Annotated in this window: 13 protein-coding genes; 6 read left to right on the top strand and 7 right to left on the bottom strand. The window is 63.1% G+C overall.

What is annotated here, in order from left to right; all coding sequences use genetic code 11:
* The 3 genes from PHW99_RS15775 to PHW99_RS15765 all read right to left on the bottom strand — a co-directional run.
* The coding region (locus PHW99_RS15775; RefSeq protein ID WP_300179688.1) for a GNAT family N-acetyltransferase at nt 1-346 on the bottom strand (346 nt) is incomplete at its 3' end.
* A 47-nt stretch (nt 347-393) separates the two neighbouring features.
* On the bottom strand, nt 394-3018 hold the full coding sequence (gene mutS, locus PHW99_RS15770; protein ID WP_300179684.1) for a DNA mismatch repair protein MutS: 2625 nt from the start codon (nt 3016-3018) through the stop codon (nt 394-396).
* Nucleotides 3019-3124: 106 nt separating this feature from the next.
* Entirely contained in the window at nt 3125-4009 is an 885-nt protein-coding gene (locus tag PHW99_RS15765; protein ID WP_300179691.1) for a LysR family transcriptional regulator, read from the bottom strand.
* A 122-nt stretch (nt 4010-4131) separates the two neighbouring features.
* On the opposite strand from PHW99_RS15765, the gene PHW99_RS15760 reads away from it, so the two are divergent.
* Both PHW99_RS15760 and PHW99_RS15755 read left to right on the top strand, forming a co-directional pair.
* Nucleotides 4132-4509: a DoxX family protein gene (locus tag PHW99_RS15760; RefSeq protein ID WP_300179681.1), complete on the top strand. Its 378-nt coding sequence runs from the start codon at nt 4132-4134 to the stop codon at nt 4507-4509.
* A 12-nt stretch (nt 4510-4521) separates the two neighbouring features.
* The gene (locus PHW99_RS15755; protein ID WP_300179678.1) at nt 4522-5193 is read left to right on the top strand and encodes a glutathione S-transferase family protein; all 672 of its coding nucleotides are present in this window, start codon (nt 4522-4524) and stop codon (nt 5191-5193) included.
* Nucleotides 5194-5205: 12 nt separating this feature from the next.
* On the opposite strand, the gene PHW99_RS15750 is transcribed toward PHW99_RS15755, so the two are convergent.
* Genes PHW99_RS15750 through PHW99_RS15735 form a run of 4 tightly spaced genes read right to left on the bottom strand, consistent with a single transcriptional unit; the run spans nt 5206 to nt 8127 of the window.
* The gene (locus PHW99_RS15750; protein WP_300179675.1) at nt 5206-5970 is read right to left on the bottom strand and encodes an amino acid ABC transporter ATP-binding protein; all 765 of its coding nucleotides are present in this window, start codon (nt 5968-5970) and stop codon (nt 5206-5208) included.
* 3 nt (nt 5971-5973) lie between these two features.
* Nucleotides 5974-6618 (bottom strand): amino acid ABC transporter permease, encoded by a 645-nt coding sequence (locus PHW99_RS15745; protein WP_300179672.1) that lies wholly within the window; start codon nt 6616-6618, stop codon nt 5974-5976.
* Between the two features lie 13 nt (nt 6619-6631).
* Nucleotides 6632-7294 (bottom strand): amino acid ABC transporter permease, encoded by a 663-nt coding sequence (locus tag PHW99_RS15740; protein ID WP_300179669.1) that lies wholly within the window; start codon nt 7292-7294, stop codon nt 6632-6634.
* 35 nt (nt 7295-7329) lie between these two features.
* The gene (locus PHW99_RS15735; RefSeq protein WP_300179667.1) at nt 7330-8127 is read right to left on the bottom strand and encodes a transporter substrate-binding domain-containing protein; all 798 of its coding nucleotides are present in this window, start codon (nt 8125-8127) and stop codon (nt 7330-7332) included.
* 210 nt (nt 8128-8337) lie between these two features.
* On the opposite strand from PHW99_RS15735, the gene PHW99_RS15730 reads away from it, so the two are divergent.
* The 4 genes from PHW99_RS15730 to PHW99_RS15715 form a co-directional block, all read left to right on the top strand.
* Nucleotides 8338-9189 carry a MurR/RpiR family transcriptional regulator gene (locus PHW99_RS15730; protein ID WP_300179664.1) on the top strand — a complete coding sequence of 284 codons (852 nt, stop codon included), beginning with the start codon at nt 8338-8340 and terminating at the stop codon, nt 9187-9189.
* 14 nt (nt 9190-9203) lie between these two features.
* The gene (locus PHW99_RS15725; RefSeq protein ID WP_300179661.1) at nt 9204-10427 is read left to right on the top strand and encodes a diaminopropionate ammonia-lyase; all 1224 of its coding nucleotides are present in this window, start codon (nt 9204-9206) and stop codon (nt 10425-10427) included.
* Complete coding sequence (locus tag PHW99_RS15720) at nt 10424-11659, top strand: Zn-dependent hydrolase (RefSeq protein ID WP_300179659.1); 1236 nt, start codon at nt 10424-10426, stop codon at nt 11657-11659. Before PHW99_RS15725 ends, PHW99_RS15720 begins: the two co-directional genes overlap by 4 nt.
* Before the next feature lie 19 nt (nt 11660-11678).
* Nucleotides 11679-12091: nitrilase-related carbon-nitrogen hydrolase (locus PHW99_RS15715; RefSeq protein ID WP_300179657.1), on the top strand; the 413-nt coding region annotated here is incomplete at its 3' end.

Raw genomic sequence — 12091 nt, 5'->3', positions numbered from 1 at the left:
CTAGGCGCTCATAGAACGCACGTGCCTGGAATTCAAAGGTGTCGAGCCATGCACTGTGACAACCGCGCGCGATGGACTCATTTTCTGCCAGTTGCATGAGTGTTGTGCCGACTCCCTGGCCGCGCAGCCCGGCTGGCACGACAAGCAGCTGTGTGAACAGCCAGCCATAACCTGTGTAGCCCCAGAGGCCACCCATGACAGCATTCGTGTGGTCCTTCACCTGAATGACCAGAGGCCGCCCTTGGCTTGGGCCGACCTGACTCGCGTTGTAGTCCACCAGCGGCGCAAGAATTAACTTGCGGACTTCCTCGTCCGCAACGTCAGTGAGTGTGAGGGTGTATTGCATGTGTGGGCGTTGCCGGTGGGGGAGGCTGGTGGGCACTGACGCGGCAGTTACCCCTGATCACTCAACTTCTTCAACTGGTACAGCGCCTCCAGCGCCTCGCGCGGGCTCAATTCATCGGGATTGAGGGCCTTAGCCCAGGTTTCTACTGGGCTGGCAGCTATTGTTTCAGTAGCGGGTGGCGCAGCGAACAAATCCACCTGGGCTTGATGGGCGCTGGCCTGGCGCTCCAGGGCTTCCAGCGTGTGGCGGGCGTGGTTGAGCACGGCGGCGGGCATCCCGGCCAACCGTGCCACCTGGATGCCGTAACTCTTGCTGGCTGGGCCAGGTTGGATTTCGTGCAAAAAGACGATGTCGCGGCCCGATTCGGCGGCACTCACATGCACGTTGATGGCGGCGTGGTGGGTGGCAGGGAACTCGGTCAGCTCAAAGTAGTGGGTGGCAAACAGGGTGTAGGCCTGGGTTTTGTCGTGCAGCTGGGTGGCAATGGCTGAAGCCAGCGCCAGGCCGTCAAAGGTGCTGGTGCCGCGGCCAATTTCATCCATCAACACCAGCGAGTTGGGTGTGGCGGCGTTGAGGATTTGCGCGGCTTCCAGCATTTCCAGCATGAAGGTGGACTGGGCGTTGGCCAGGTCATCAGCGGCGCCAATGCGGGTGTGGATGGCGTCGATCGGCCCGAGGCGGCAACTGCTGGCGGGCACGTAGCTGCCCATGCTGGCCAGCAGCACAATCACGGCAATCTGGCGCATGTAGGTCGATTTACCGCCCATGTTGGGGCCGGTGATGATCTGCATGCGCTGCTTGGGCCCCAGGCGCGTGTCGTTGGCGATGAAGGCGCCAGAACTCAGTTCGGCCAGCCGCGCCTGCACCACCGGGTGGCGCCCGGCTTCGATGTCCAGGCAGGGCTCTTTGACAAACTGCGGCGCACACCAGTCCAGCGTCAGGCTGCGTTCGGTCAGGGCGCACAGGGCATCCAGCGTGGCCAGCGCCTGCGCCAGCCGGGTCAGCGCCGGGACAAAGGGCTGGAGCTGGTCCAGCAGCTGGTCGTACAGCCATTTTTCACGCGCCAGGGCGCGTTCCTGGGCGCTCAGGGCTTTGTCTTCAAAGGCCTTGAGTTCGGGGGTGATGAAGCGCTCAGCGTTTTTCAGGGTCTGGCGGCGGCGGTAGTCGTCGGGCACCTTGTCGATCTGGCCTTGTGTCACCTCGATGAAAAAGCCGTGCACCTTGTTGTACTGCACGCGCAGGTTGGCGATGCCGGTGCGGGCTTTTTCGCGGGTTTCCAGGTCCAGCAGAAAGCTGTCGCAGTTGGTCTGGATGGCGCGCAGCTCGTCAAGTTCGGCGTCAAAGCCACTGGCGATGACGCCGCCGTCGCGCACCAGCGCGGCGGGTTCGGTATCGATGGCGCGACCCAGCAGGGTGGCGCAGCCGGCCGGGGGCTGCAGATCCCCGGAAATTTGAGCCAAATAGGCCTCCAGCCCGGATATAGTGGGCGTGAGTAGCTCTGCTTTTTGTAGCGTTTGCTGGAGCCCGACGAGTTCACGCGGGCGCACCTGGCGCAGCGCGATACGCGCCGTGATGCGTTCGGCGTCGGTGCTGCCCTTGAGCTGCTGGCGCAGTTTGTCCCAGGCTCCGACGCGCAGCGCGGCGATGGCGCTGTGGCGCTGCTGGGCCTCGCGCCGGTCGCGCCGCGGCGTCAGCAGCCAGTTTTTCAGCAGGCGGCTGCCCATGCCGGTCATGCAGGTGTCCAGCAGCGAGAACAGTGTGGGGGCGTCGTCGCCGCGCAGGGTCTGCACCAGCTCCAGATTGCGCCGGGTGGTCTGCGGCAGGTCAATCAGCTCGTCCTGGCGCTGCACCCGCACGCTGTGGATGTGGGTCAGCGCCCGGCCCTGGGTGTGTTCGGCATAAGCCAGCAGCGCGGCGGCGGCGGCGTGGGCCAGCGTCAGCTCTTGTGCCTGCCAGGGTGCCAGGCTGGCCGCCTGCAGCTGCTGGGTCAGCGTGCGCTGGCCCAGGCCGGCATCAAACTGCCAGTCGGGCCGGGCCGAGATCGACAGCGCGCCGCTGGTGGGCATGTTGCGCAGCCGGGCCTCAAACGCCGGTGTGGCGCCGGCGCTGAACAGCAGTTCGCCGGGGCTCACCCGCAGCACCCAGCCGGGCAGTTCGTCAGCCGGGCATTCGGCCAGATGCACCACGCCTTGTGTCACGTTCAGCCAGGCCAGGCCACACAGGTGGCGCGGGCCCTGGTGCACGGCCAGCAAAATGGCTTCACTCTTGTCGCTGAGCAGTTCCAGATCGGTCAGCGTGCCGGGGGTGACCACCCGCACAACCTTGCGCTCCACCGGCCCTTTGGCGGTGGCGACATCACCCACCTGTTCACAAATCGCCACCGACTCACCGAGTTTGATCAGCCGCGCCAGGTAGGTGTCTACCGAGTGGAACGGCACCCCGGCCATCACCACCGGCGCACCGGCGCTCTGGCCGCGCTGGGTCTGGGTGATGTTGAGCAGGCGGGCAGCTTTTTCGGCGTCGGCATAAAACAGCTCGTAAAAGTCGCCCATGCGGTAAAACAGCAGGGTGTCGGGGTAGTTGGCCTTGAGACCGAGGTACTGCTGCATCATCGGCGTGTGGGCGGCCAGCGGCGCCTCGGCGGGGGCGGGGGAAGAATTCTCTTTTGACATCAGTGGCTTATCGGATCGACCTGTAGGAGGTGTTCGTCGGTGAACCTGGAGGGATGTCCGGCATTGTCGGGCATCTGCCAGGGGTGATGTGATTGAGCGATGTGTCTCAGGCCAGCTTGAGGTTTTGTGCCAGGAAGGCATAAACCGCGGAGGCCCGCCGCAGGTGCCTGGTTTCCGGGTGTGTCAGCAGCCATAACTCTGTTTGGCATTCATCCAGTTCAGCGGTGAGCTGCCTGAGATCACTCCGGTCTTGTGCCAGGAAGATGGGCAGCAGCCCGATGCCTGCGCCTTGCGCCACCAGTTCGGCCACCGTCAGGATGCTGCTGACACGGTAGGTGGGACTGACTTTGGGGAAGTGTTTCTTGCGCCAGACCACCGAGGGATGGTCTGGCAGTGCCTCATCAGGTGCGACCCACGGACTGTTTGCTGCGGCATCTCCATCAAATCGTTTGGGGCCGCCCTTTGTGCTGCTGTACAGGGCGACACGAATGGGGCCCAGATGTTTTCCCACCAAGTGGGGGGGAGGGCGCCTGGTGGCGCGGACAGCAATATCCGCATCGCGTCGGGTCAGGCTGGCAAGTTCGTTGCCGGTGTGCAGGTCGTAGGTCAAGAGTGGATGGGTGGTCTGCAAGCGTTGCAGGGAGGGAACCACCAGCCCATGCATGATGGTGTCGGTGCTGGTGATGCGGACGGTCCCGGACACCTGCCCGGGATTCATTTGTGCAGCCGAGCGGGCCGCTTCCAGTTGCACCTCCATCTGTTCCGCGTGACTGGCCAGCTCCTGGGCCAGTTCAGCAGGCTGATAGCCCGAGCGGGTGCGCTCGAACAGGCGTTGGCCCAGCCCTTTTTCCACGCGTTGCAATGTGCGAAATACGGTGGACCCGTCGACGCCAAGTCGTTCACCGGCATTTGCAAGGGTACCGGTGCGAACCAGCGCCAGGACGACCTCCAAATCGGCTGCCCCTAGTTTGTATTGCATGGTTGCATTCATGGTTTGCAGTAGTGTCATTGTTATTGCAATAGCGAAATAATACATTCACACCATCATCAACTCAATGGAGAAATGGCATGCAGTCAAACCCATCTTTTGTTCCCACTCTTTTAGGTATCACGATGCTTCGAGTCAGCTTGGGTGTCATGTGGATCGCCCACGCTTTGCTGAAATGGCTTGTTTTTACCCTGCCGGGAACCGCCCATTTTTTTGAAACCGTGGGCTTCCCAGGTTTTCTGGCGTACCCGGTGTTTGGGCTGGAACTGGCTGGTGGCATGGCGCTGGTGCTGGGCATTTATGCCCGTCAGGTGTCATTGGCCCTGGTACCCGTCATGCTGGCTGCAGCCTCGGTGCATTTTGGAAACGGCTGGGTATTCACAAGCACCAATGGCGGTTGGGAATACCCGGTGTTTCTGGCGATAAGCTCCCTGGCGCTGTGGTTGATGGGGGACGGTGTGTACGCCCTTCGTCGCAGCGATCGTTTACTGCCGGGTTTTTGAATGGAGACGATCATGACACTCACACTCGTCAGCCACCGGTTATGTCCTTACGTCCAAAGAGCTGCCATCGTGCTGGCTGAAAAAGGCATTGTGTTTGAGCGGTTGGACATTGATCTGGCCAACAAGCCGTCATGGTTTCTGCAGATTTCGCCATTGGGCAAGACGCCCGTGCTGCTGGTGGATGGCAAGCCGATTTTTGAATCTGCCGTCATTTGTGAATACCTGGACGAAACGGTTCAGCCACGTCTGCATCCTGAGGACGCATTGGTACGTGCCAGGCATCGTGGCTGGATGGAATTCGGTTCTGCGCTCCTTAACGCGATTGGTGCGTTCTATAACGCGCCAGACGAAACCACTTTGCGCGCACGTGCCCAGGACATCCGCAGCCGGTTGGAACAGATCGAAGTTGAACTTGGCGAAGGCCCTTACTTTGCGGGAGAAGGCTTCAGTCTGGTTGACGTGGTGTTTGGGCCGGTATGGCGCTATTTTGATGTCTTTGAAACCTTTGAGGATTTCGGCTTTTTCAACCAACTGCCTCGGGTGATGGCGTGGCGTCGCGCGTTGGCGTCCAGACCTTCAGTGCGCAGTGCTGCACACAAAGACTATGCGACCTTGTTACGTGATTTTCTGATCCATCGCAACAGTGCATTGTCGCGCTACGTCGAAAGTTCCATTGCTGGGTGATGGGGCGACGCCTCAGTCCCCCGTCGCTGCCAGAAACTGCCGCAGCTCCGGCGTCTGCGGCCGGTTGAAGATCTCATCCGGCGTGCCTGCCTCGTGAATCAGGCCCTGGTGCATGAACACCACGCGGTCGCTGACCTTGCGGGCAAAGGCCATTTCGTGCGTGACCAGGATCAGCGTCATGCCCTCGTTGGCCAGCATCTCCACCACCTGCAGCACCTCGCCCACCAGCTCGGGGTCCAGCGCGGAGGTGATCTCGTCACACAGCAGCACCGTGGGGTCCATGGCCAGCGCGCGGGCAATCGCCACACGCTGCTGCTGGCCGCCGGAGAGTTGGTCTGGCATGCGGTCAAACAAATGCCCCAGGCCCACACGCGCCAGCAGGGCCTGGGCGCGGGTTTTCGCATCTTCCCGGGGAAGGTCCTTGACCAGGGTCGGGGCCAGCATCACGTTGCGCCCGGCGCTCAAGTGCGGGAACAGGTTGAAGCTCTGGAAGATCATGCCGACCTGCTGGCGCAGTTCGCGCATGGCGTTGGCGTCGCCGTGCTGCAGCGCCTGGCCATCCACGCTCAGGCTGCCGCGCTCGAAGCTCTCCAGGCCGTTGATGCAGCGCAACAGCGTGCTCTTGCCCGATCCGCTCTTGCCGATGATGCAGACCACTTCCTTGCGGCCCACCTGCAGGTCAATGCCCTTGAGCACCTCGGTGGGGCCAAAACTCTTGTGCAGGCCACGGATGTCAACCAGGGCGAACGGGGGATTGGATGATGGTGTTTCGGTCATGGGTCAGGCCAGGCGGCGGTTTTCCAGCCGCTGGCTCCACCACGACAGCGGGTAGCACAGGGCAAAGTACAGAAGACCCACAAAGGTGTAGGCCAGGAAGGGTTGGTAGGTGGCGTTGGAGATCATCTGTCCGGCCTTGGTCAGCTCGACAAAGCCGATGACGGATGCCAGTGCCGTGCCCTTGATGATCTGCACCAGAAAGCCCACCGTGGGCGCAACGCCGACGCGCAGGGCTTGGGGCAGGATGACGTAACGCATTTGCTGCGCATAGCTCAACGCCAGGCTGGTCGATGCCTCCCACTGGCCCTTGGGAATGGCGTTGACACAGCCGCGCCAGATCTCGGTCAGGTAGGCGCTGGCATACAGCGTGAGGCAGATAGCGGCCGCGACCAGCGGTGAGGTGTCCATGCCCAGCAGCGCCAGACCAAAGTAGACGAGAAACAGCTGCATCAGCAACGGTGTGCCCTGGAAGATTTGCACGTACCAAGCCACCGCCGTGGCCACACCCCGCAGCTTGCTGAAGCGCAGCATGAGCAGCCCCATGCCGGCCAGACCGCCGCCGATGAAGGCGATCAGCGAGAGCGCCACCGTCCAGCGCACGGCGCCGAGCAAAAAGGTGAAGATGTCCCATAGAGAAAACTGAACCATGGTGGTGTGCTCCCTATCGGCTGGAGAAGATGAAGCGCGGCCCCACCCAGTACAGCAACTGTCGCAGCGCGATGGCCAGCAGCAGGTAGATGGCGGTCACGATGATGTAGGACTCAAAGCTGCGGAAGGTGCGGCTCGATATCAGGTTCGCCGCCTGCGAGAGTTCTTCCGCCGAGATCTGCCCGCACACCGCCGAGCCCAGCATCACGATGATGATCTGGCTCACCAACGCCGGCCAGATGCGCGCCAAGGCTGGCGGCAACACCACGCGCGAGAAGGTCTGCCACGGTGTCAGCGCCAGGCTCATGGCCGCTTCCAGCTGGCCGCGGGGTGTGGTCTGCAGGCCGGCCCGCACGATCTCGCAGGCATAGGCCCCCAGGTTGAGCACCATGGCCAGCACACAGGCCACCTCCACCGACAGGCGCAGCCCCACCGAGGGCAGACCGAAGAAGATAAAGAACAGCTGGATGATGAAGGGCGTGTTGCGAACCAGTTCCACATAGGCGCCCACCACCCGCTTGAGCATGGGGCCACCATGCAGCCGCGCCCAGGCGCAGGCCGTGCCCAGCAACGCACCCAGCACCGCCGAAAAAGCGGTCAGGGTGACGGTGAGGCCCAGCCCGCGCAGCAGCATGGGCCACTGTTCCAGCACGGTGACAAAGTTGAATTCCATCATGTTGCATCAGCGCGTGGTACGTAGGTAGCCGTCGATTAGTCCGGCAGCACGCCAGTGCCGCGGCCCAGCCACTTTTGTGAGTATTTCTCCAGCGTACCGTCGGCCTTGGCGGCGCGCAGGATCTCGTTGACCTTGGTCAGCAGCACGGTTTCACCCTTGCGCACGCCGATGAAGTTGGGCGAGTCTTTCAACAGCAGCTTGTACTCGGCCTGCACCTGCGGGTTTTTCTGCACGGCGGCCGCGGCCACGGCGGCGCCAGTGGCCAGCAACTGGGTTTGTTGCGAGATGAAGGCGGCAACGGTTGTGGCATCGTCTTCAAAGCGCTGGATCTTCAGCGTGGGCGGGGCCACTTTTTGCAGCACGTCGTCTTGAATCGTGCCGCGCGTCACGGCAATGGTCTTGCCGGCCAGGTCGTCAAAGCTCTTGATGCTCAATGCCTTGGGGCCAAACACGGCCTGGAAGAACGGAGCGTAGGCCACGGTGAAATCAATCACCTTCTCGCGCTCAGGGTTCTTGCCCAGGGCCGAGACGATCAGGTCGATCTTCTTGGTCTGCAGGTAGGGAATGCGGTTGGGGGTGCTCACCGGCACGAACTCAGCCTTCACGCCCAGTTTGTCGGCAATCAGCTGCGCCGTGGCCACGTCCACGCCGGTCAGCTTGAAGTCGGAACCCATATAGCCATAGGGTGGGAAGTCGGAGGCCACACCCAGGGCGATGGACTTCTTGGCCAGGATCGAGGTCAGCGAATCATCCGCTGCATGGGCCGGTGTGGCTACGGACAACACAGCACTGGTCAACACAACAGCCAAGGTAGAAAGCAATTTGAATTTCATGGAAGGTTCCTGTTCAAGGTAAGTGGGACACATCAAACCTTGCGCAAGATGTGTGCCACCCGGTTGACCTGGCATTGCCCTTGCAGAACAGATGTTGGAGAATGTGAAATATTTGTTTCTTGTAATGAAATTGATGAAAAATATGTTTCTTGATGGTGCACTTGCCCTGTTTTGGGGAGGTAAGCACCAAAACCAACCGACCTCCTTGTCATGACCCAACCCCTTGCTTTGCGTGAGCGCATCCAGGCCCAGTACCAGGCCTTGTCCTTGGTGGACCGCAAGCTGGCCGACGTGCTGCTGACCCATGAAAAAGACCTGCTGGTCTACAGCGCCACCGAGTTGGCGGCGCTGGCCGGTGTCTCCAAGGCCAGTGCAGCGCGCTTTTTCAAACGTCTGGGCTTTGCCGATTTCCAGGCCTTTCGCCAGCACCAGCGCCAGGGCACACCCCAGCCTTCGCCCTTAAGCCGCGTGGCGCAGCAGGGCACACGCCCCAGCCCCTTGCAGCAGCACATGGCGCAAGATGCCCAGCAATTGCAGGCGCTGGCCGATGCTGTCACTGATACCAGTGTGCAGCAGGCCGCCCGGCTGCTGGTGGGCGCGCGCCGGGTCTGGGTGGTGGGCTACCGCAATGGCTATATGGCCGCGTTTTACGCGCAGGCGCTGTTGTCGCAGTTGCGTACCGAGGTGCACCTGCTTAACCAGGGCGCGGGCGAAGACGCCGAACTGCTGGCCGACATCCAGCGCGGCGATGTGCTGCTGGCCATGGACTTTCGCCGCCGTACGCGCCGCCTGAGCCAGGTGGTGGGTATTGTTTGCGATGCCGGTGCTGCGCTGGTGCTGGTCAGCGATGCGCGCGTGTCGGCGCTGGCGGCTCGGGCCCAGGCCCTGTTCATCTGCCCGCCGCAGGGCGAGGCCATTTTTAACTCCTACGTGGGCGCCATCAGCCTCATCAACTACCTGGCCACCACCGCGCTGGCCCAGGTCCCCAAAAAAGCCCGCGCGCGCATGGCCGCCATCGAACAGGTCCATGCGCAGCTGGACGACCTTGAACCCTCTTTCTAAACCCAAGCACGCTCATGACACCACACCCCTTTACTCTCCTGACCAACCCCCGTTTTCAAGCCAACGAGGCCTATGGTGAACACCGTAGCACCCTGCTCAGCGCCAGCGCCCTGGCTCGGGCGCAAACCGTCATCAGCACCTGGCCGGGTTATGCCGTGACCCGCTTGTGCGCTCTGCCGGCGCTGGCCCGCACGGCCGGTGTCGCCAGCATCCACTACAAAGACGAGGGCTCACGCTTTGGCCTGGGCAGCTTCAAGGGCCTGGGCGGGGCCTATGCCGTGGCCCGCTTGCTGTGCCGCGAACTCGGCCAGCGCTTGAAACGCAACGTGAACCCTGCCGATCTGCAAAACGACCCGGTGCTGCGCCAGGCCTGCGCCGACATCACTGTCACCTGCGCCACCGACGGCAACCATGGCCGATCCGTCGCCTGGGGCGCACAAATGCTGGGCTGCCGCTGCGTCATCTACATCCACGCTACGGTGAGCGAAGGGCGCAAGGACGCGATTGAACGCTACGGTGCACAGGTGGTGCGCACCAGCGGCAATTACGACGAGTCGGTGCAGCAGGCCGACCGAGATGCCAAAGCCAATGGCTGGTTTGTGATCTCCGACACCTCTTACCCCGGCTACATGGACGTGCCGCGTGACGTGATGCAGGGCTACCAGCTCATGGTGCATGAGGCCGTGTGTGCCCAGCCGCAGTGGCCCACGCATGTGTTTGTGCAAGCGGGTGTCGGCGGTTTCGCGGCGGCGGTGTGCGCTTATTTCTGGGAGCGCAGCGCCGAGCAGCGCCCGGTGTTTGTGGTGGTAGAGCCCGAACGCGCCGACTGCCTGCTGCAAAGCGCCCGCGCCGGTGAGGTGACCGCCGTTAAGGGTGATCTGGACACCTTGATGGCCGGTCTGGCCTGTGGTGAAGTGTCTCTGCTGGCCTGGCAGATTCTGGCCACCGGGGCCAACGCCTTTTGCAGCATCCCCGATGCCGCCGCCGTGGACACCATGCGCCTGCTGGCCAGCCCGCAAGGCGGCGACCCGGTGATCGTCGCTGGTGAATCGGCTGTGGCTGGCCTGGCTGCGGCCCTGCTCACAGCGCAAGACAGCGCCGCCCGCAGCGCGCTCGGCCTGGGGCCAGACAGCCGCGTGCTGCTGTTTGGCAGCGAGGGCGACACCGACCCCGCGCTGTACCAGCAACTGGTCGGCCGCAGTGCCGCCCAGGTGCTGGCGGACGGGGCTGCGGCATGACCACTCCCCAGATCAACGGCCCACGCCTGCTGGAGAGCCTGCAGGCCCTGGGCCAGATCGGCGCGCTGCCCGGTGGTGGTGTCAACCGCCTGGCGCTGAGTGATGCTGACCGCCAAGGCCGCGACTGGACGGTGGCCCGCATGCGCGAACTGGGCATGCAAGTGACGGTGGATGCCATTGGCAACATCGTTGGCCTCTTCCCTGGCACTGAGGACTTGCCCCCGGTGATGATGGGTTCTCACATCGACACCGTGCGCACCGGCGGCCTATATGACGGCAACTACGGCGTGCTGTCTGGTCTGGAAGTGATTGCCACGCTGCGCGAGGCCGGCATCCAGCCCCGCCGCCCGTTGGCGGTGGCCGTGTTCACCAACGAAGAAGGCGCACGCTTTCAGCCCGACATGATGGGCAGCCTGGTCTACGTGGGTGGCTTGCCCTTGCAGGACGCATTGAGCACCTGCGATGCCGATGGCGTATCGGTACAAACCGAGCTGCAACGCATTGGCTACCAAGGCACGGCTGCGGTGGGTGCACCGGTGGTGGACAGCTATGTGGAGCTGCACATCGAGCAAGGCCCGGTGCTGGAGCAGCTGGGCTTGCAGATCGGTGTGGTCGAAGGGGTGCAAGGCATCTCGTGGACCGAGTTCACCGTAGAAGGCCAGTCCAACCACGCCGGTACCACCCCCATGGCGCTGCGCCACGATGCCGCGCTGGTCGCCGCGCAAGTGGCGGTGTTTGTGCGCGAGCTGAGCCAGCGCCTGGGTGGCCGCCAACTGGCTACCGTGGGGGCCGTGCGGCTCAGCCCGAACCTGGTCAACGTTATTGCGCAACAAGCCGTCTTCACCGTCGACCTGCGCAACACCAACAGCGCCGCGCTGGCGCAGGCCGAACGCGAGTTACACGCCTACGCCCAGCAAGCCGCGCAGGCTGAAGGCGTGCGCATCAGCCACCGCACGCTGGCCCGCTTTGAGCCGGTGGCCTTTGACCCCGAGGTGGTGAATCTGGTGGAGCAACAAACCCAAGCCCTGGGCTGCAGCTACCAGCGTATGCCCAGCGGGGCCGGGCACGACGCGCAAATGCTGGCCCGCATCTGCCCCAGCGCCATGATCTTTGTGCCCAGCGTGGGTGGCCTGAGCCACAACGTGCGCGAACACACCACCCCCGCCGATCTGCAACGCGGCGCCCAAGTGCTGCTGCAAGTGGTGCTGGCGCTGGCCAACCGACCTGTCTAACTTCTATCCCTCACCTTCTATGCCACGCTACCTCAACGTTGCCCTCGGCCAACTCGGCCCCATCCAACGCGCTGACACCCGAGCCCAGGTGGTGGTGCGCCTGTGTGAACTCATGCGCCAGGCCCACGCCGTGGGCGCGCAGCTCATCGTCTTCCCCGAGCTGGCGCTCACCACCTTCTTCCCACGCTGGTACATCGAAGACGAAGCTGAAATCAACAGCTTCTTCGAGCGCTCCATGCCCAACGCCGCCACGCAGCCGCTGTTTGATTTGGGGCGCGAGCTGGGCGTGGGCTTCTACCTGGGCTACGCCGAGCTGGCGCAAGAGGCCACCGGTGCGGTGCGCTACAACACCTCGATCCTGGTAGACCGCAGCGGCCAGATCGTCGCCAAGTACCGCAAAGTCCACCTACCCGGCCACAAGGAACACGAACC

The sequence above is a fragment of the Rhodoferax sp. genome (assembly GCF_028689305.1).
Lineage (GTDB): Bacteria > Pseudomonadota > Gammaproteobacteria > Burkholderiales > Burkholderiaceae_C > Rhodoferax.
This window is presented reverse-complemented; position numbering and strand designations above follow the sequence as displayed.